A 21,760-nucleotide genomic window follows, 5' to 3' on the forward strand; every position below is an offset into this window, starting at 1 on the left:
CTAGGGTAAAAGGTTCTTAGGCTAGTGTTGGACGTACGTTACTATTTCTCATTGTTCATGCGGCGGTTTCCTCTGCTGCTGATTATCGCCGTTGCGATTTCGGCGGTCGCGATCACTGTTGCGCAAACGTTGCCCCCTTCTTACGTGTCGGCGGCCAAGCTGGCAGTTGAACGTCCAAAGATCGATGACCCGTCAGGACAACTTGCCCCGGAGCTAGCGCAGCTGCAGATTGCGCAGGGCAAGTTGATGACCCGGGCCAACCTTCTGGCAATCGCCGACTTAGTACAGCCGGTGCCGGATCAAGCAAATAAAAGCCCAGATGAAATTGAAAGTTGGATGCGCAGCAAGACCTATATTTGGGCGCGTGCACGGCGCGGTGAAGCCACTTTCATGGATATCAGCTTTGAGGCACAACAAGCCGAGCATGCGGCGTGGGTTCTTGAAGAATACCTGAAAATCATCAATCAGATCAGTATTGATGAAGGCGTTGAAAACGCAGCACAAAAACTTGGTTTCTTCGAACGTCTTGAGACCGAGTTGCGCGAAAAGCTGGCCGACCAGAACGCCCGCATCCTGGCATTCAAGACCGAGAACATTAACGCTTTGCCCGAAACGCTGGACACTCGGCTGGGTCAGCAAAGCACTCTTTTGGACCGGATCGCACAGTACGAGCGTGATCGCTCGGTCCTGCAAGATCAGCGTGTGCGTTTGATCCAGATATTCGAGTCGACGGGACAAGTTAGCGGCTCGGCTGTGACACCAAACCTGACGCCGGAACAACAACAGTTGAGAGTTCTTCAGGCGCAGCTGAATGACGAACTGGCGGTTAAGTCGTCAGAACACCCTCAGGTCAAAGTGTTGATCGCGAAGGTAAGGCAGTTGGAACAGGTGGTAAGCCTGCAACCCGCTCCACAAGCACAGCCGGGAACAACCGGCAACCCGCTGCTGGATAGCCAACTGGCCGATATCGATTCGCGCATTGCGGATATCGAAGCACAAAAAACAGACGCGTTGCTGCAGCTGGAAAGGATCGAAGCCACGATCGACCAGACACCAATCAACGCAATTCAACTGGAAGAACTTACGCTGGAGCGCGACAATATCCAGCGACAGTACACTGATGTTCGCGCAAAACTGGCGGACGCCGCTGCCAGCAAAGAGATTGTCGAAGGCAATCAAGGGCAACGCGTCGTCGTTTTGGAGCCACCGTCGATCCCTGATGCGCCCAGCAAGCCCAATCGGTTGCTCATTGCAGTGGGCGGCAGTTTCTTCGGCATCATGACGGGCGTTGCTTTGATTATCTTGCTGATGCTGCTGGACCAATCGGTGCATCGCCCGCAAGACTTGGTTTCCCGGCTGAATGTAACGCCACTGGCGACGATTCCCTACATTGAAACAGCCGCTGACCGTTTCCGTGCACGGATGCGCGTCGCCGCCTGGCTGATCGCGATCGTGGTTGGAGTGCCCGCGCTGCTCTATGCGGTTCATGTTTATTATCAACCACTTGATGCAATTGTAACACCTATTGTCGACAGTCTGGGGGCGGCTTGATGATGGTGTATTTGGTATTGGGGCGAAAGGACTAAGAAATGGAAAAGCTTCAGGCCGCGATTGAAAAAGCGCGGGTCCAGCGCCAGGAATCCCAGACGATCAATGGACACCCGGTTCAAAAACCGGAAGTGGTCAACGAACCCGTCAAAACGCCGGAAGAGGCCGTAAATTCGGCCTGGGCGTCATTGGCACAGGCGGAGCTGAACCCGCGAATTTTGCGAAAGAACCGGATGGTCGCCTATTCCGGAGGCGAACATGCAGCCCCATACGATATGCTGCGGACGCGCATCTTGCAGCTGGCGCAGCTGAATGACTGGAAACGTATAGCGATTGTGTCGCCGCACAGCGGATGCGGAAAGTCCACGACGGTATCCAACCTTGTTTTCAGCTTCGAGCGACAGGCCGACCTGCGCACAATGGTTTTAGACTGCGATCTACGCCGCACAAACCTCGCGCGATTGCTCGGATTGCAGCCCAAATCGAACATGAAATCTGTTTTCGAGGGCAAGGTCGACTTTGCCGAACACGGTATTCGCATCGGTGAGAACGTCATACTTGGTGCGAATGATGCACCGGTCGGAAGCTCGGCTGAGGTTCTGCAATCGCAATCGACTAGACGCGTGCTGAACGCAATTGAAGCAGCGTACAAGCCAGACATCATGCTATTTGACATGCCACCTTTGCTGGTCAGCGACGATAATTTTGCTTTCCTCAAGAATGTCGACTGCGCGTTGCTTATGGTCGAAGCCGACAAGACATCGGTCAAACAAGTTGATATCGCAGAACGTCACTTGGCTGAGCTGACAAATGTGATGGGTGTCATTTTGAACAAATGTCACTACAGCGATACGGCTTATGGCTATTAATGACACTCAAATAAGCGCTTCGATCATTATCCCGCACTACAATGACGTGGTCCGCCTTGATCGCTGCTTGGCCTCGCTTATGGCCAACGACCTATCGGAGGTCGAGATTGTTGTTGTAGACAACGGATCTGACCAGTCGTTGGACGAAATTCGCGCCAAATATGAGAACGTGCGCTTTGTTGCCGAAGGCGAAAAAGGAGCAGCCGCAGCGCGCAATCGCGGTGTGGCCGAAACTTCAGGGGCGTATCTGTATTTCATCGACGCCGATTGTGTTGCTGCCGACGATTGGGTTGAAACAGCGCGGCGGGTCCGAACTGATGCAGACATGATCGGTGGGCGCGTCGATGTGTTCGACGAAACTCCTCCTCCTCGTAGCGGTGCGGAAGGTTTTGAGACGGTGTTTGCGTTTAACTGTCGGTCCTACATAGAGCAAAAGGGATTTTCGGTTACCGCAAACCTGATCACACGCCGAGATGTTTTCGAAGCCGTCGGCCCGTTCAAGGCAGGTGTTTCCGAGGACAATGACTGGTGCTGGCGCGCCCGTGACAAAGGCTATTCCCTGATCTATGTGGATGCGCTTGCGGTGTCACATCCCAGCCGTTCGGATTGGGACGCGCTGCGCCGTAAATGGCTGCGCCTCACCAATGAAAGTTATCTATTGTTCCAAAAGAACCGGCCCGGTGTATTGGGCCGCGCAAGCTGGATCGGGCGGGCCTGTTTAATGCCGCTCAGCGCGGTCGTACACATCCCAAAGGTCCTGCGATCACCACGCCTACAAGGGGCCAGAGAGTATTGTGCCACGGTTGCAACGCTGTTTCGACTCAGGCTTCTACGGATGTTCTGGATGTTGAGACAAGCGTTGGGTTTACCAGTTTAGAGGCCGCTATGCGGAGAAGAGTATGAGTAAGATGCCACATGTCATGGCAATTTCATCTACAGGCGGGCATTGGGTGCAGTTGATGCGCCTGCGCAAGGCCTGGGACGGAATGAAAGTGACCTATGTAACCACCGATCCCGGCTCGGGCGAGCTACTGAGACAACAGGCGCAAGAGGCGGGCGAAGCTGCGCCCAACTTCGCAACGGTGACCGAAGCGAACCGCTGGCAAAAAATTCGCCTGATCAAGCAGTTACTTCAGATCACCTGGGTTTTGATCCGCTATCGCCCGGATGTGGTTGTCAGCACCGGAGCAGCTCCGGGCTATTTCGCCGTTCGCCTGGGCGGATTGCTGGGAGCACGCACCATCTGGATTGACAGCATGGCCAACGCCGAAGAGCTTTCGCTCTCGGGTCAGAAAATCGGCAAACATGTTGATCTGTGGCTGACTCAATGGGAGCATCTGGCCAAGCCCGAGGGCCCCCACTATTTGGGGGCGGTACTGTGATCTTTCTGACGATTGGGACGCACGAGCCGTTTGAACGGCTGATCCGCGCGATCGATGAATGGTGCGGGACGACGCCCAACCCCCCCAAAGTGTTCGGTCAGATCACCGACGAAGGCATGACCCATCACCGCCCGAAGAATTTCGAGGCGGTCGCGCGCATGACGCCAAAGGATTACAATCTGAAATTCCAGCAGTCGGATCTGATCATCTCCCATGCCGGTATGGGGTCGATCCTGACAGCGTTAAGCCGCGGGAAACCCATTGTTGTAATGCCCCGCAGGGGTCACTTGCGCGAAACCCGCAACGACCATCAGTTCACCACCGCCAAACACTTGGGAGATCGGCCCAACATCTTTGTGGCGAAGGATGAAACCGAACTGCCCGCTTTGCTGGACCGCACCCTTGAAACGCTGGGTCAGCACAAACAGGCACCCGTGTCTCAGGACGCCCCCCCGCAATTCACCGCTGCTCTTCGCGAGTATCTCATGACCAACACATTTGCACCGAATGGGATCGCCCACGGTCAAAACGGGAAAAAATCTTTTGAAACATGATCGCTTTCAGGACCTCTGGGACAAGCTTAAAAACAAAAGCGCCCAAGTTGGCATAATTGGGCTTGGCTATGTCGGGCTGCCGCTTGCGGTGACGGCGGCCAAGAAGGGTATGCCTGTCACCGGGTTCGATATCGACCCGTCCAAGATTGACGCTCTGCACAAATCCGACAGCTATATCGAAGCTGTGGCCAGCGAAGACCTCAAATCGCTGCTGGATGCGGGAACCGTGGCCTGGACCGCTGACTTTTCGCAATTGTCAGGCATGGATGTCATCGTCATCTGCGTGCCGACACCGTTGACAGAACACCGTGACCCCGATTTGTCATTCGTGACCGAGACCACAGAGGTTATCGCCAAGCACATCAAAGCCGGTGCGATGGTTGTATTGGAATCAACCACTTATCCCGGCACCACGGCCGAGGTTCTGACACCAATCCTGGCGAAGTCCGGCCATGTCCCGGGGGAAGAGATCTTTGTTGGCTTCTCACCAGAACGCGAGGATCCGGGCAACAAGCATTTTCGCACCGCCACCATTCCCAAAATCGTTGCCGGCGACGGCGAAGCCGCTGGCAAGCTGGTCACGCTGTTTTATGAGAATGTTGTGGACGCGGTGGTACCTGTCTCGACCACCCAAACCGCCGAGGCGGTCAAGATCACCGAGAACATCTTTCGGGCTGTGAATATTGCTCTGGTCAATGAGTTGAAGGTGATCTTTGACGCGATGGGCATCGACGTATGGGAGGTAATCGACGGTGCAGGTACCAAACCTTTCGGGTTCATGCCCTTCTATCCCGGTCCCGGCCTTGGCGGGCACTGTATCCCGATCGACCCGTTCTATCTGACTTGGAAAGCGCGCGAATATGAACTGTCGACGCGCTTTATCGAGCTGGCGGGCGAGATCAATTCGAACATGCCCAACTATGTTGTCGCACGTCTGCGCGAGACGCTGGATCGCGAACTAGGCATCGGCCTGTCGCGCGCGCGGGTTCTGATCATCGGAATAGCCTATAAGAAAAACGTCTCGGACATGCGCGAAAGCCCTTCGGTCCGGTTGATGTCATTGCTGAACCAGGCCGGATCAAAAGTGGCCTTTCACGATCCGCATGTACCGGCGATCCCGAAAATGCGCGAATATCCCGAGTTTCTGGGCTGGCAATCGCTGCCGTTTGACGACATTCGCGCCGAGGATTTTGACGCCATCCTGATTTCGACCGACCATGACGAGGTTAACTATGAAGCGTTGGTTAACCTTGGGATTCCGGTGATCGACACCCGCAACGCGATTGCGCGGCGACAGCTTTCAGAAAAGAACGTCACCAAGGCGTAAGGCATTTTGGGGGGCTCATTGCCCCCCAGTTTAACCGGAAAACGTTCAACCCAAGCGGCACTAAAGCACCGATCCTGTGGATAACTTCGCCACTCAATGCCTGTTTTTTCCAAAAAATTATTAAGAATTTCCTGCTCGGTGAACTGAAATTTTCGCAAGATTCCACGGTGCTCTTTCAGGTTAATGCCTGAAATGGAAACAATATCTTAAGAACACCTCATAATGTTGAAAATAGCGTTTGAAACACATAAATATCGACGGCTATTGGCTCGCTGGATGCGATTTCACTACGATTCACGGCTGATGCGGGCTAGAGTTTAAGTCCAGGTTGATGCGGGATTCTTTTTGTGGACGTCGCGCGACGTCAGCACCCCCTGTTCCCCGACCCCATACAACCTGAAGCAGAGTAAGGTGTGTTTTGAGTGTAGGTTTATTGAGTTCTCAGTTTCATGAATAGACAGATCATCCCCGAAGTAGCCGAAAACCAACCTTTGTCTCGGACAGTAGAGGATTTGCCGGTGTCGGAGCGTGGCGACGTTGTTCAAAGGTTTCGCCAAATTGCAAGTGAACTGAGCAATCGCACAGCCGTGCGGTTTGGCAATGAAGCTATAGATTATGCCACTTTGGATCGCCGTTCTGATGCGCTGGCTCTCTGGCTGATCGATCAAGGGGTGCGGCCCGGTGATCTTGTTGGGATCTCGTCGCAAAGATCTCTGGCATTGCCCTTCGCAATTCTGGCGGTTTTGAAAGCTGGCGCAGGATACGTACCCTTTGACGTGACATTGCCTGCTGAGCGTCTGAAGTTTATCGCCCAGGACACCGGCATCTCGGTCTTGTTGGGTCATTGCGCAGCGCTCGACGATCCGGGCCTAACCATACTAGCCACCGAAGCTTTCCCGGGGGAAACAGACGTACGACCCGACGTGCAGATCACCGGTGAAAGCATCGCCTATGTGATGTATACCTCAGGCACAACGGGCACGCCAAAAGGTGTCATGGTTCCACATCGTGGTGTTTTGCGTCTGGTCAAAGGTCAGGATTTTGCCGATCTCGGGCCCGATCAGCGCATCCTGCAGAACTCACCCATCGCCTTTGATGCCGCCACCTTCGAGATTTGGGGCGCGTTGTTGAATGGTGGTGCGCTGGTGCTGAGCGATACACAGACGCCCGCGTCGCTGGACGGTTTGGGCGACATCATAGCGCGCGAGAAGATCACCACACTTTGGCTGACCGCTGGATTGTTCCACGCGATGGCGGATGAGACGCCCATGGCCTTCCGCCCCTTGCAGCAACTTTTGACAGGCGGGGACGTAGTTTCTCCGGTCAAGGCTGCACAGGTTCTGACGGCTTGCCCGCATTTGACCTTGATCAATGGCTATGGCCCGACCGAAAACACCACGTTCACTTGCTGCCACAGGATCACTTTGACGCAGGCGCAAAGCGGGCAGGCGCTGCCGATTGGTCATGCGATCGACGGCACTCAGATCCATGTGCTGGATGTTGATCTCAACCCATTGCCGGATGGCGAAATGGGTGAGCTTTGTGTATCGGGCGACGGGTTGGCCCTGGGCTATCTGGGCCGCGCGGACCTGACCGCTGACAAGTTCGTGGCCGCGCCCTGGGATGAAAACCTGCGGCTCTATCGCACCGGAGATCTGGTGCGCCGCGCGGCCGATGGTGTGGTGCAGTTTTACGGTCGCGCCGACCTTCAGGTCAAAATCCGCGGTTTCCGTATCGAACTGGGCGAAATAGAAACCTCGCTCGTCAAACACCCTGGAATTCGCCAGGCGGTGGTCGAGGCGCGCATACCTCAGGGTCAAAGCGAAAAGGTTCTTGTGGCCTATTATGTACCGCAGCATCAGGCCCCGAGCCGCGCCGAGTTGGACGACCATATGCGCGACACGCTGCCAGCCTATTCGCGACCCACGCTGTTTGTAGCACTGGACAGCCTGCCCCTGAGTCACAATGGTAAGGTTGATCGCAAAAGACTGCCGGCCCCTGTCAGACGTGTTCAAACCGAAGACCCGGTTGCCGCTGAATCTCCTGAAGAAACTCGACTGTTGGCAATCTGGGCCGAGGTTCTGGGGACCACCCAACTAAATGTCGATGATGACTTTTTTGAATTGGGCGGACACTCTCTTCTCGCCGTGCGTCTGTTTGCTCGGATCCAAGAAGAGTTTGGATTAAAACTGCCGATATCGACATTGTTCCAGCATTCCACGGTGCGTGAACTGGCGCGCCTGTTGCGGGTTCAGGATGCTGATGGCGAATTTGATCCTGATGCCGATTGGGATCCAAGTTCGGTCATTCACCCCGGACCAGAAGATGGGGGTACACCTTTGTTCGTGGTCGGCGGCGCCGGTGGCAACGTCAACAATCTTCTGGATTTTGGCGCAATTATGGGAAGCCATCGCGCGGTCATCGGTCTGCAGACGCGGGGCATTCTTGGCCACAGGATGCACACCACCATCGAGGCGATGGCCAAGGACAACATCCGATACCTGCGCCAACACCAGCCCAAAGGTCCTTATCTACTGGCCGGATACTCCGGCGGCGCGATCACCGCTTTCGAGATGGCCCGCCAACTCGAAGCCGCGGGTGAAAAGGTTCGTCGACTGTTCATTCTGGACACCTATGCGCCGGGGTTTGCGGATAATTTCCGATCCCCTGTTCATCTTGGGCCGCGTGAATGGGTTCAGAACGAGATCGAGCTGATGCGCGCGCGGGGCCTCAGCTATTTCAATGAGCGTCTGGATGCGCGTTGGCGCCACGGTCTGGGCAACAAACTGCTGAAACGGCTACTTCCCGATAGCCCCGAACTGGCGCTGCTTCAGCAAGTAGAACAAGGATGGTTTCAGGCTGCGCAAAGCTATGACGGGGGCATTTTCGGCGGCAAAACCAGCCTGATCTTTGTCGAGCCCGTCTGCCTGAAAGAACGCAAAGCCTTTGACATCGAACCCTCACTGGGATGGAGTCGCTTTCTGCTGGATGGGCAGTATTGTTCGAGCTTCCTCAACGGGTCCCACCTTGGGATGGTTGTCGGGGATGAGGCGCGCGTCTTGGTCGGCACGATGGAAGCACATCTTCAAAATCCGAACGAGACTTAGCCATGGCGTTGGTGGACCAAATATCCACTACACTGACCGGGTTGGACATTTGGTCCGCCTCATTGGATGATGATGCCACGATCGATCTGGACATTGCGCTGCGGTCGCTCAATCCGGTCGAGCGCAGTCGGGCTGACCGGTTTGTCTATGACCGAGACCGCCATCGCTTTGTGCGGGGTCGGGGGTTTTTGCGGCAGGTATTGGCCGGGTATCTCGACCGGCCTGCAAAGGATGTGGCCTTCACTGAAATCGGTAACGGTAAACCGGCGCTGGTGTCAGGCCCCTATTTCAATCTCAGCCACAGTCGTGATCGTGCTGTTCTGGCTGTTTCGGCCGATAGACCGGTGGGCATTGACCTTGAATTCAATGACCGCCGTCTGGCGAGCCAAGGGATTGCGCGAAGTTGCTTTACCGAGGCCGAATGCACTGTCCTGAACACCATCTCGGGCGTAGCTTGGAACCAAAGGTTCTATGCGTTCTGGACCGCCAAAGAGGCGCGAATGAAACTGACCGGTGAAGGCCTGTCACTGGCGCCAAAATCAATTGAACTTGAACTGGAAGACGGTTGGCCCATCGGGATCAAGCACCCAAGCCAGCCCAAATGCGAAGTAGGTTTCTTGGACATATCACCTGAGGTCACCTGCTGCATCGTCAGCTAGACCGGAAAGGGTATTCTATGAATAGACTACGAAAGAAGTTGCGCATCGCTCTGGGAACAACGCTGGAATACGCCATGCCATTGAGCGAAGACAGAGGCGGTGCCTTTGGTCGCAAAGCGCGGGAATTGATCACGTGGGCCCGGGTCGAGCGGGCGTCGAGACGTGGCAACGAAGAGGAACTGCAAACGGCCTTTGCAAGCCTCTGGCAGGATGGCATCAATACGCAATATTATGATCGCTACTCTGACCGCTTTCAGAGTTGGTTCCGCAGCACACATAAGGATTTTTTCAAAGACCTGGTGGCGTTTTCGCGAGCACGGCACTTCGAGAATATGGTCGAAATCGGCTGCGGTGACGGGCGCGTCCTTGACTATTGTGCCCAGAACATGCCGCAGGGCATGACGTTCACCGGTATCGATATCAACAAATCGATCATCGATCGCAACAAACGCGCCTTTTCAAACAAGCGCAGTTTGGAGTTTACCTGTTTCGGTGCTCAGCGATGGCTCAGACAAAACTTGAAGCGCGATCTGCTGGTACTGGCCTATGGAGGTGTTCTGGAATATTTCTCGGAAAAGAAGCTCCGAGATGTCTACGGTCTGCTGGCGTCGAAACCCGGGACCGCCATGGCTTTGGTCGAACCGGTGGCCCAGGCGCATGCTATGGACCGCACAACCGAAAGCTTCAGCCATGGAGAGGAGCATTCCTTTTCGCATAACCATCGCTATTTATTGGAGCAGGCAGGCTTTGACGTGATCTTGAACAGGACATCTGTCAGCGGGCCCATCAACTGGACCGAAATTATTGCCATGAACAGGGCATAGCAGCTTCAGGAAATTTGGTACGATGGACGGCGCGCGTCTTCTTGTTTTCGCCCTTGCGGGGTTTGTGGTACTGGCAATCGCTGTCATGGCAGGGGTGCTATATTGGTCGAAATACAAGATCTACCGGTTTTCAGCCGAAACTGCCCTTGCCGAAGCGTTTGAAGGGGTCGAACGTGTGGTGTTTCAGGCAAGCGACGGCACCGAGTTGCGGGCCTTTGCGGTGCCCGGCCTGCCGGATGCGCCCGTCCTGATCAGCTTTTATGGCAACTTCACTGGCCTTATGCCCTCGTTCCGTCGCCTTCAGCCGATCATCGATCAGGGCATCGGAGTGGTGATGCTGGAATATCGCGGCTCAGGGGACGCGCCGGGCATTCCGTCCGAGGCAAATTTCGCCGCTGATGCAATGGTGCTGTACGACCATCTGGACACTTTGATTGGGCGGTCGACGTCACCCGAACAACGTTTTGTCCACGGGTACAGCCTTGGCGTCAGCCCGGCCACAGCCTTAGCGGCACAGCGCCCGGTGGGTGGTTTGATCATCGAAGCAGGCTATGACAGCCTGTGCCGCTTTCAGCAAAAACGGTTGCGCGGTTTTCCCATGTGTCGGCTGATGTGGGCCGAGCGCCATGATGTCATCGCCCATGCCCCTGACCTGAGCGCGCCGATCTTGCTGGCGCATGGGCAAAAAGATCGAGACATTCCGGTGGTTTGGGCAAACCGGCTTTATGACGCGTTGCCCGAACCCAAGCGACAGATGATCTATCCTGACGGCACCCATACCAACCTGATGACGCAGGGGCTGGCCGAAGATATCGTAACATTTATCGTCGGGCCCGACACCTAAAGGTCAGGCCACGCTGCCCATCTCATCCGCTTCGGGCTCAAGGCCAAGCAACCGCTGGTTTAACTCATGACCGATCAGGGCGATGGCAGGTTCGGCCATCATGGTGAAATGGTCACAGTCGAATTCACGCGTGGTGATCTGTCCGTCGACATATTCGCCCCAACCCAGATCATCGCCTGCCGCAATGAACAGCGCGCTGGCGCGACGTGCTTTGAACAGGTGGATATCCACGTCCAGTTTGGGTGTGTCGTAAAGGTTTTGCGCCTGCACAAAACAATGGGTCATGCGCGGACCGATCAGCTCATCCGGCAGCGGTTTTCCCGACTCCAGAATGGCTTTGATCTCGGACAGCTTGTCTCGATTCTCCTGGCCCGAACGACGTCGGTTCATCCAATCCAGCGCATAGGCCAGATCCCATTTTCGCGCCGCCCACAGCTTTTGGCCCAGGCTCAGCGGGCGCTGCGACATATGTGGGGCTATCGTGTCAAAGAAAGTCAGGCTGTCGACGTCTTCACCATCCGCACGCAATTGCCGGACCATCTCAAAGGCCACCACGCCACCGCCCGAATATCCAGCCAGACGGTAAGGGCCTTTGCCATAACGTTCGCGGATCGCTGTGATATAGCGCGCGGCCATCTCCTCGATCGTGGCATCGACTTCGGCCCCGCCATCCGAGCCGAGGGCCCGCAGACCAAAGAACGGGATGGACGGATCAAGGAACCCGGCCAACGGACGGAAGTTCAGGATATTGCCCCCTGCGCCGTGAATACAGAACAAGGGGCGGCTTTTCTCGTCGCCTTTGGTGATCTGAACCAGAGGGCTCCAGGAGGTGGGAAGGCTGGGCGTGGGCACATCCTCGTCCTCGCTCAAGCCTGCGGTTTGCAGCACCAAAGCTGTCAGCGCCCCAAGGGTCGGCGTTTCAAAAAGCGTGGCCAGCGGCAGCCCCACGTCAAATTCCTGCCGGATCCGCGCGAAAAGGCGAACCGCGTTCAGGGAATGGCCGCCGAGGTCAAAGAAGTCATCTTCGGGCTGCAGATCGGGCGCACCCAGAATGTCCTCCCATATCTCGGCCATCTTGGCGCTGTGAGGTCCCAGTTTGGATTTTGAAGCGTTGTCTGATTTGGCGCGCGCTTTGGGTTTTGGGCGCGCCTCGACCATCATCAGTTTAACCAGATCCAGCGATACCGGCGAGATGATCTGATGGCGGCTGGGATGGCTAAAGATCTGTGTGAACAGCGCGTCAGCCTCACTGTCCCGGATACCGGTCGCCAGCAGTTGATTGCCCAATTGCGCTGGGGCCGGGGCCGTGGACAGCGCCTCTTGCGACAGGGCGCGCAGGGCGAGATGTTCAAAGATCATCAGCACAGCGCCTGCGCTGTCGCGGATCACCACGTCAAAGGCTGCGAACTGACCTCTGGTTTCTGCCACTTTCACCGATTGCGCTGTGATCGTTTGGGACAGCGGTGCAAAGACCCGGATGCGGGCCACCGACATCGGAGCGTATAGCGGGGCTGTGGCGTCGCGTTGCAGCCCGTTCAGACCAACGGTGGCGGCCATATCCAGAAGGCCGGGATGCAGCGGATGGCTGCTCAGATCGGCCAGATAGGCCTCGGGCAGGGTGAACTGACCCTCACACCAATTGCCCGCACGCCGGGCCGGGCCAACCGTGTCCCAACGTGGACCAAACCCGATCACGTCATCTTGTTTGACCAGATCCGCATCCGCGATAGGCGACATCGCCGGGATGGCATCAAACCCGTGTGGCAAGGCTTTGTCTGCCTTGCGCTTTGTCAGGATTTGCATCTGCACATGGTCCTCGGCAGGATCAGAGGTGCTGAGCATACTGCTGATTTTCAGCTCGAACCCGTCTTGGATCGGCGTCAGTGTAACCCGCATCAGGCGCGGCAGGTTCTCAGCAAATACCATCGGCTGGTTGAAAGACAGGGCGGAGATTTCAAATGGTGACGATTGCAGAACCTCTTTGGCGGCACTTTGCCCTAGCTCGATAAAGGCCGTACCGGGCAGGACGGGCAGGCCCGCTACCACATGATCTGCGATCTCCCAATCCTCTTCGGGATGCATCAGCCGTTCAAAGATGACCTCACCGCTGTCTTCGCTGAGGCGATGACCCAAAAGTGGATGTCTATCCGTTTCCGCTTCAAAACCAGCATGGCCAAAGACCCGCGCGGCCATGCCGCTGTCGCGCCAGGCACCCCAGGCCAAAGACAGCCCGTCACTGCGCCGCGCCGCAACTGCCTCAAGCGCCGCATTGGCGCCCACATAGCCCACCTGTCCGGCGGGTCCGGTTTCGACCGAGGTCGAAGAGACAACGGCAAACGCGTCAAGGCTGCCATCGGGCAGCAATTCGTCAAGGATCTGCGCGCCTTTGACTTTCGGAGCAATGACCGCGTGCAGCTCGTCCAGCGATTTGACGGACAAGGGGCCGTCATCCAACACACCCGCTGCATGCAAGACGCCGCGCACCGGCCCAAAGCTGCTTTGCAGATAGGCGATTGCGGCAGCCATGGCGTCTTTATCCGTCACATCCGTTTTCAGGAACATGACATCACCGCCCGCCGCGCGGATCTGGCGAGCCAGCGCCTCATCCTCATGGGCAGAGCGCGACAGAAGCCCGATCTTGGCCTGATAGGTCTCACCCAGCCAACGGCCAAACTGACGCCCGATGCCACCGGTGCCGCCGGTGATCAACCAGGTGCCACCGGGTTGGATGCGGGACTCCACCGTCTGAGTGGGCATGGGGCTGGAAACGCGTTTGCGTGTCAGCCTGATGTCACCACGCCAAGCCACCTGATCTTCAGGGCTTGTAGACAGCGCCTCGTCCAATATCCGGCGCGCATCCGTAGCGATTGCAGCAGGTTCCGAGGCCTGCGCGTCCAGATCAACCAGCACGGCTTCCAACTCGGGCACTTCGCGCGGGGCAGATCGGATGACGCCCGCCAAAAGCGCCAGTTCGGGATCACGCGTATCCGGGCCAGAGGCCCCCCGTGCGGCAACAACAACCCGAATTCGGCCAGTATCGCCCTGTTGCAACAGGCGCGCGAGCAGAACCGTGCTGTCAAACGCTGTGGTGCCGTTGTCGGCCAAAGGCCACAACATCAAGATCCGCGCTGGCAAAGCCTGACCGATTTCAGCCAGCAATGCATCAAAGTCTTCAACCGCGTTCGGGCGCAGCTGATAGCCGTCCTCGGTTTTGGCAAATGCAGACCCGACAGTGATTACGGTGGTTTCTGCACCGGCGCGCGACAGGCCTTTGACCACCGCACGCGACAGGGTGTCAGACCCGGCAAAAACCAACCATGGTGATGCGCCAATTGTGGTCGCACCCAACGAGGCCACAGGCGTGGGTGCCCATTCGATGGTTTCGAACCAGTCATCCATCTGCGCGATGCGAGGCAGGGTCAACGGGCCCTGATCATCAGCATCAGCTTTGCCACGGCCCGGTTCAATCCAGTGTCGTGTCTTGTCAAACGCATAGGTTGGCAACGAGATCCGGCGACCGCCCCTGGGAACGGCGTTGTCCCATTCAACCTCGCAGCCATTGGCCCAGAGCGCGCCAAATGTTGTCAGCATTACCCCAAACTCGTCGCCCGGCTCACGCACGGAAGGTGCGGAATAGACCATTGCGCGTGGGTTGTGAGGCAGCTCCATCGCCTCGACCAACGGACCTAAGGTCTGACCAGGGCCCACTTCGATCACGATCCGACCCGGCGCGGAAAGCGCCTCTTTCGTGGCATCGGTGAAGCGGACCGTGTGCCGCAAATGTTGCACCCAATAGTCAGCCGAGGCCAGATCACCTGCTTGCGCGGGCGTACCGCGCAGCGATGACATCACCGGGATCTTAGGCTCAGCAAAGGTCACGCCCTCAAAACCGGCACGGAAGCGATCCAGCTGACCGTCCAATTGGCGCGAATGTGCGGCCACGGCGATGTGGATCCGTCGCACCTCGTGATCTTGTTTGGCAAGCTCGTCCTCAAGCCGTTCGATGGCTTGCAAGGGGCCGGATACCACTGTGCGGTCCGGCAGGTTGAGCGCGGCGATATCCAGATCGGCCCCGGTCCTCTGGATAAATTCAGCAGTGTCGGCTTCGTTGAAGGGCACGGTGGTCATCGCACCTTCGGGTGCAGCTTCCATCACCTGACCACGCAGGGTGACAATTTTCAGCGCATCCCCCAACTGCATCGTACCAGCGATGACGGCAGCCGCGTATTCGCCCACGCTGTGGGCAAAGATCGCGTCGGGTTTGACGCCCCAACTGTCCCACAGCCGCGCATAGGCATATTCAAGAATGAACAAAGCCGGTATCGCATAATCCGAGCGCGACAGCTTGGCCGAAGCTTCAGCATCCGAGCGATCCCGCGCGAACATCATTTCTTCGAGGTCTGCAGGCGCGTCTGCGGGCAACGCGTTCAGGCATTCATGCACGGCGGCGTCAAACACAACCGATGATGTGCGCATCTCGGCGCCTGCACCGGGATATTGCGCGCCTCCACCGGGGAAGAGGAACACGATCTCGGGCGTCGTATCGCCCTCGGTGCTTTTGCCTTTTGCACCAAGCGGATGCGCCTTGGCTTGCAAGACCGACCGCAGCTCAGACGGATTGCGCGCGGCGACCACAAACCGTTCGGCAAAGGCGCGGCGGCCATCGCGCAGCGTGGTTGCGATGTCGGGGCTGGCCGGAGAATGGTCGGACAGGTAATCAACCCATTTCTCGCGCAGCGCGGACAATGCGCCATCTTTGCGGGCTGAGAACGGGAACAACCGCCACTGGTTGTCTTCCTGTGTCTGTTGTTGGGCGGGGGCCTCTTCGACAACCACATGCGCGTTGGTACCGCCCACTCCCAACGAGTTCACAGCGGCGCGGCGGACCCGTTGTCCACGCGGCCAATCGCGCCCGCGCGCCTCAACCTGGAACGGGCTGCGGACGAAATCGAACCGGCTGTTGGGTGTGTTGAAATTCAGGCTCGCAGGCAAGCGTTCATGGGTCAGGCTTTCGACCACCTTGATCAAACTGGCCGCCCCTGCGGCGGTATCTGTGTGCCCGATATTGGTTTTCACCGACCCGATACCAATCGACCCAGCCTGCACACCGCTATAGACATCTTGCAATGCGGTCAGCTCAATCGGGTCGCCGATTGGCGTACCCGTACCGTGGGCTTCAACATAATCGACATCGCCCGGCTCAAGCCCGGCCAGGGCCAGGGCTTCGGCGGCAGCTTCGGCTTGTCCGTCGACCGAGGGCGCAAGATAGCTGGCCTTGCCGACCCCATCATTGTTGATCGCTGTGCCCAGAATGACGGCTTTGATGTCGTCACCATCCCTAACCGCATCCTCATAGCGGCGTAAGGCCAGAACGGCAGCGCCCGACCCGAAGACAGTGCCCTGACTGTCATCGTCAAAGGCGCGACAGACGCCATCAGGCGACAGGATCTCACCCGGGGAAAAGCCATATCCGACGCGGTGCGGAAGCTCGATCGTGACACCCCCAGCCAGAGCCATGTCACATTCCATGTTCATCAGTGCCCCGCAGGCCAGATGGACGGCCACAAGCGAGGTGGAACAGGCGGTTTGCACCGCAACAGAAGGACCGGTGAGGTTCAACAGGTAAGACAGCCGAGTGGTCAGGAAATCCTTATCATTGCCCGTATGGCGCAGCAGGAACATCCCGATCTCTTCGACCAGATCAGGGTTACTGAGCAGGTTGAAGGGCAGATAGCTTTGCATGCCAGAACCGGCATACACACCGATACGCCCGTCAAAGCTTTCAGGCATCCAGCCCGCGTCTTCCAACACTTCCCAGCCGCATTGCAGGAAATGGCGGTGCTGCGGGTCAAGAATGGAGGCCTCACGCGGGGAAAATCCGAAAAAGCCCGCGTCAAAGTTTTCCATATCCGGCAGGATATGCGCGACTTTGACATAGTTCGGGTCGGCCAATTCTTTGCGTGTTACACCGCGCGCCAAAAGATCTGCGTCAGACAAACGCGCCGCACCTGTACGACCCTCGGACAGCAGTTTCCAAAAGGCATCAATGTCAGGCGCACCCGAAAACCGGCCTGCGCGGCCGATGATGGCGATGCGGTTGTCAAAACTGCCTGTTGCGTCGTTACTCAATTGCTCGTTCTCCAGACGGTATACCAGCCTGCGCCTCAGCGTCGTTTCGTGTGGGCCAGACGGGCTCGCGCGCGCGCAGCCCCTCGGCTTGCAGCTTTACTGGGTTGGTTGCCTGTGTCCGTCCCAGATTGCCCCAAATGCTCAGCCAGCCCTCGTACAGTTGGAAAGCGGAAAATATCGGTCACAGCAACATCCAGCCCCAATTTGTCTTTCAACCTGCGTCGCAATTGCACCACCAACAACGAGTGCCCACCCAGATCAAAGAAGTTCACCGTGACCGGGACGCTTGGCAAATCCAGTGCTTCGGCCCAGATTTCTGCAATTCCCACCTCAAATTCGGTGGCGGCGGATGCGCCGTCCTCAACCTTTTCCAGTACCGGTTTGGGCAACGCTTTTCGGTCGATCTTTCCATTTGGGGTCAGCGGGAAATCCGCCATGACCATGAATTGGCTGGGCACCATGAAATCGGGCAGCTCCTGTGCCAAGGCTGTGCCCAACGCCGCTGGGTCAGGTGCCGGTCCGCTGGCGGTGACATAGCCCACAAGTCGGATATCGCCCGGTCCGAACTCGACCGCTTTGACCACGGCCTGCCGCACACCAGCAACAGCACCAAGCGCGCCTTCGATCTCACCCAGCTCCATCCGATAGCCACGGATTTTTACCTGAGTGTCCTTGCGGCCCAGAAATTCCAACTGACCGGACGCACCCCGCCGCACCAGATCTCCGGTGCGATAGAATTTCTGACCTGCGGCTGAGACAAAACGCTCGGCCGTCAGGTCGGGGCGCTTCCAATAGCCATCAGCCACGCCTTCGCCGCCAATCCACAGCTCGCCCTCGACCAGATCGGGCAGTTCGCGCCCGGTGTCCGAACGGATCGAAAGTGTCGTGTTGCGGATCGGGTCGCCCAGCGGGATCAGCGCTTGCGGGTCATCCAGACGCGCGACCGACGACCAGATCGTCGCCTCGGTGGGGCCATACATGTTCAGCAACAGCCCGTCCTTAGCCATAGCGTCGCGGATGCCGCGCGCCAGATCGGGTGGAAAGGCTTCGCCGCCAACCATCATCACATCCAGCTGCCCCAAAGCCTGCCGTCCGACACCATCAGCGGCCAACAACGAGGCCATGGGTGGCGTGCATTGCAGGTGGGTGATTTCCTTGGCGATGATCTCTTCGGCCACAGTGGCCTTGCGATCGACGCCGCCCTGTTGCGTAAGGTTGTCCATCAACGCTTTGATATGGGGCAGGTTTTCCATGACCACATCGGTGTCGATCCCGAAGTCGATCAGGCAGGCGATTTCATCCACACCGACCTGCGCCAGCTGACGCACCATGTCGCCGGCGCTGTCGGGCGTGCCGAACAGGCCCGAGCTGTGGTAATACCGCTCGAATGCATGATCCAGCAGCGCGTCCAGCTCATCCTCGCTGAGTTCCTGCTTTTCGAACATCTCTTGTGGGTTCATGCCCGACTCGCGCGACCGTTCCGCCATCAGGGGCGAGGTCCATGCGGCCTTTTTCAGCAGGTCCACGGATGAGCGCAGATATTGTTTCATCGGCTCGCGGGCTTGGGTGCGCACTTTCTCTTCGTCGTCTGAAACAAAAGTGTGCAGCATCAACACAACATTTCCGTTTCCGGGATGTCCGGCAGCGCGCCAGGCGAGCCGGTAGGCACGGATCTTTTCTGCCATCTCTTCAAAGCTTTGCCCCAGAAGGTGGGTCAGAACCCCGCACCCAGCTTGGGCCGCTGCAGCAAAGGTTTCGGGATTGCCCGCAGCGGTCAGCCAAAGCGGTATGTCCCCACGCACCGGGCGCGGGTGAATTTCCAGCGAAACCGGTTTGTCATCATGTCCCGGAAAGCTGCGCTCTTCGCCTTTCCAGAGGGCGCGCAGCGTATCGATGCCTTCGATCATCACCTCTTTGCGCCTGGCAAAGGCTGATGGGTTCAAAACAAAGTCATTGGGCTGCCAGCCCGACGCCAAAGCAATGCCCGCGCGCCCGTTCGACAGGTTATCGACCAGCGCCCAATCTTCGGCCACTTGCACGGGATGGTGCAGGGGCAACACGGCAGAGCCTGCGCGCAATTCAATATTGTTGGTGATACCGGCCAAGGTGGCCGCAGCAATAGCCGGGTTAGGATAGAGCCCACCAAAGGCGTGGAAATGCCGTTCCGGTGTCCAGACAGCCTTGAACCCGTTCTGATCAGCAAACTTGGCCCCTTCGATCAACAGGCGATAGGCGTGATGGCCGGTTCCAGATGCCTCGGACGCGAAGTAAAACAATGAGAAATCGGGAAGGACGGTTTCGCTGGCCCCATCGGTCTGCAACACCAACGTGGCGCCGCGCGACAGAATCCAGAAAATCTCGAGCACAGAGATGTCGAAGGATACCGAGGTTACACCGAACAAACGGGATCCGGCGCGCAGGGGTACTTCGTCGTCCATACCGGCCATGAAGTTCAGAACCGTGCGGTGCGGGATCATCACCCCTTTGGGCCGACCTGTGGATCCTGACGTATAGATCAGGTTCATCAGATCGTTTTCGGCTCCCAGATCAAGAAGCGGCGCGCCGCTTTGATCACGTTCCGACGCTATAATGGTGATCTGAGGTGGAAGGGCAAGGCGCGCCGCCGCAGAAGGGCTTGAGACGATCAGCCCAGCCGCGCTGTCTTCGATCATATAGGTGATACGGTCTTCGGGGTAAGACGGATCCAGCGGCAGATAGGCGGCACCGGTCTTGAGGATGGCCAGCATCGCAACCACCAGATCGGCGCTGCGCTCCAGACACAGGCCGACAATCTGCCCCGGCTGCGCCCCGCGCGCTCGCAAGACGCGAGCCAAAGCATCCGAGTCTGCATCAAGCTGGCGATAAGTGAACCGGCGGTCTTCGACCTCAAGGGCGGTGGCATCCGGGGTGGCCGCAACCTGACGTCTGAAAGCGGCATGGACGCTGGCCGCGCCATCTGATGTCTCATCCGAGCGCGCAGCGATAGTGGGCGTGCCCAGTGGCAAATCGCCCAGAGCGGCCTCGGGCCTGTCCAGCATCGATTGCAAGAACGCCGCGAAATCACGCGCGATGGCCTGCACCACCGCATCAGTCATCAGGGCAGGGGATACACTCAGCTTGGCGGGTAGATCTCCTTCGGCGGGGATCAGCACAAAGTCCTGTGTGGACGTCGCTGGACTGGTGCGCAGATCGACAGCGACGGACAGGGCATTCAACGCCTGATCGCGCTGCGCACCCATCCGCAAGGGAAGGTCGACCGCCATGGGGCTGGCTTGGGTCACACGCTCCCATTCGGCGCTGGCCTGTGTCAGAAACTGCTCCACTTGCTGCTCGGGATCGGTGTCCAGTCCCATCGGGCGGTCAGCTGCATACAGCGCCGAACCCGGCGTGAACAGGACAGAGATCGAAGCGTTTTGCGCGCCATTCAAGCCGGCATTCCACGCAAGCCAAGCTGCTGTAAGCTGCGTCGCATCGGCTTTGGCGGGAATGTCCACCAAGATCCGCTCTTGTACCGCATCATTGCGCATCGTGTTGCGCGGATAGGGCGGAATAGCGGGTTTTGCCGACAGTAGGGCCGCGGCCCAGTTGGCCTCTTGCTTAGCGCTGCCTTCTGACAGGCCGATATCAACATTCAGAGGAGGAGGCAGGATATGCCCCTGCTCAAGCCCTTTGGGCGCGTTCCCGTTTGCGTCTTGCAGGCCGTGCAGAACCAGATCGCTATCCTGGCAGGACACGGTGATTGTGTCGCCTGTGACCTCAATCACCTGACCCGGAACACCACTCGCTGCACCGGACAACTTGGCAGAACGGATCATCAAAACCTGCTGTCCGGTCCAAAGCTTGGGCAAAGCCACCGGGTTCTTGTAAGACCCATGGTCCAGAGCACGGGTCTGGCGCATCAGGTCCGACGCGCGCAGTTGCAGATCAAGCTGCCCGTCATGGGCCGGGCGCTTCGTATGAATATAGCGTTGACCCGTACCTGCTAAAATGATCGCGGGCTCCGGGGTCTGCTCTAACAGAGTCAAAAGCTGCGGAAAGGTCTCAAGCGCTGTTTCATAACAGCGCGCATTCAGGCTGAAGGCGGTATCTTCAGGGGCAATTTCGAACTCGCGGATCAGATAGGCACGCGTCGGCGCCAAACCTGGCTGCATCGCATGCCAGGTGATTGCGTGGGCCGTCTGCCCTTCATAGATCGACCAGACAGGAACGTTGACACCAATTCTGGCAGGCAGGGGTCCATCATGCAGGTTGATCGCAGCAAGCCGAGGCAATTCAATCAGATCTGCGGACAGTATCTGTGTATTGGCAATGCTGAACAGAAAGTCACATTGCGCCGCGGATTGGACCGCCTCTTGGTCGCTTGCAAAGACCGGCAAATCCCGTTCAACCGCCCAGGACACAACCCTTGGATCCCGCGATAGAACACCCGAAATTTCGCCGCCGCGATCCAGAAAAACCTGCGCAGATTGTAACAGCAGCGCTTCATTGCCACAGAAAATGGCCTTCACCGAACTCTC

General features: G+C 57.7%; 12 protein-coding genes. 10 read left to right on the plus strand and 2 right to left on the minus strand.

Translation table 11 applies throughout. The annotated features are described in order from the left end of the window. The first annotated feature begins 57 nt into the window (after positions 1–57). The 10 genes from GOX45_RS15860 (at position 58) to GOX45_RS15905 (ending at position 11,114) form a co-directional block, all read left to right on the plus strand. A complete protein-coding gene (locus tag GOX45_RS15860; protein WP_171102139.1) occupies positions 58–1,551 on the plus strand; it encodes a hypothetical protein in 1,494 nt (497 codons plus the stop codon). A gap of 38 nt (positions 1,552–1,589) precedes the next feature. Beyond that, the gene (locus tag GOX45_RS15865; RefSeq protein ID WP_171102140.1) at positions 1,590–2,417 is read left to right on the plus strand and encodes a CpsD/CapB family tyrosine-protein kinase; all 828 of its coding nucleotides are present in this window, start codon (positions 1,590–1,592) and stop codon (positions 2,415–2,417) included. Further along, positions 2,407–3,294: a glycosyltransferase family 2 protein gene (locus GOX45_RS15870; protein WP_171102141.1), complete on the plus strand. Its 888-nt coding sequence runs from the start codon at positions 2,407–2,409 to the stop codon at positions 3,292–3,294. Before GOX45_RS15865 ends, GOX45_RS15870 begins: the two co-directional genes overlap by 11 nt. Before the next feature lie 22 nt (positions 3,295–3,316). Then, positions 3,317–3,799, plus strand: coding sequence for a UDP-N-acetylglucosamine--LPS N-acetylglucosamine transferase (locus tag GOX45_RS15875; RefSeq protein ID WP_217350495.1), 483 nt, complete (start codon positions 3,317–3,319; stop codon positions 3,797–3,799). Then, entirely contained in the window at positions 3,796–4,353 is a 558-nt protein-coding gene (locus GOX45_RS15880) for a glycosyltransferase (RefSeq protein WP_171102142.1), read from the plus strand. The genes GOX45_RS15875 and GOX45_RS15880 overlap by 4 nt, the downstream gene beginning before the upstream one ends. Further along, positions 4,343–5,680, plus strand: a complete 1,338-nt coding sequence (locus tag GOX45_RS15885) for a nucleotide sugar dehydrogenase (RefSeq protein WP_254446044.1) — start codon at positions 4,343–4,345, stop codon at positions 5,678–5,680. Before GOX45_RS15880 ends, GOX45_RS15885 begins: the two co-directional genes overlap by 11 nt. Positions 5,681–6,129: 449 nt before the next feature. Next, positions 6,130–8,787, plus strand: a complete 2,658-nt coding sequence (locus GOX45_RS15890; RefSeq protein WP_171102144.1) for an amino acid adenylation domain-containing protein — start codon at positions 6,130–6,132, stop codon at positions 8,785–8,787. Positions 8,788–8,789: 2 nt separating this feature from the next. Then, the gene (locus GOX45_RS15895; protein WP_171102145.1) at positions 8,790–9,446 is read left to right on the plus strand and encodes a 4'-phosphopantetheinyl transferase superfamily protein; all 657 of its coding nucleotides are present in this window, start codon (positions 8,790–8,792) and stop codon (positions 9,444–9,446) included. Between the two features lie 17 nt (positions 9,447–9,463). Then, on the plus strand, positions 9,464–10,270 hold the full coding sequence (locus GOX45_RS15900; RefSeq protein ID WP_171102146.1) for a class I SAM-dependent methyltransferase: 807 nt from the start codon (positions 9,464–9,466) through the stop codon (positions 10,268–10,270). A 22-nt stretch (positions 10,271–10,292) separates the two neighbouring features. Further along, positions 10,293–11,114: an alpha/beta hydrolase gene (locus GOX45_RS15905; RefSeq protein WP_171102147.1), complete on the plus strand. Its 822-nt coding sequence runs from the start codon at positions 10,293–10,295 to the stop codon at positions 11,112–11,114. A gap of 3 nt (positions 11,115–11,117) precedes the next feature. Here GOX45_RS15905 and GOX45_RS15910 read toward each other — a convergent pair whose 3' ends face one another. Both GOX45_RS15910 and GOX45_RS15915 read right to left on the minus strand, forming a co-directional pair. Further along, positions 11,118–17,243 (minus strand): type I polyketide synthase, encoded by a 6,126-nt coding sequence (locus GOX45_RS15910; RefSeq protein WP_171102148.1) that lies wholly within the window; start codon positions 17,241–17,243, stop codon positions 11,118–11,120. 35 nt (positions 17,244–17,278) lie between these two features. Further along, a complete protein-coding gene (locus GOX45_RS15915) occupies positions 17,279–21,751 on the minus strand; it encodes a MupA/Atu3671 family FMN-dependent luciferase-like monooxygenase (RefSeq protein ID WP_171102149.1) in 4,473 nt (1,490 codons plus the stop codon). Positions 21,752–21,760 lie beyond the last annotated feature (9 nt).

It is taken from the genome of Ruegeria sp. HKCCD7255 (assembly GCF_013031565.1).
Classification (GTDB): domain Bacteria; phylum Pseudomonadota; class Alphaproteobacteria; order Rhodobacterales; family Rhodobacteraceae; genus Ruegeria.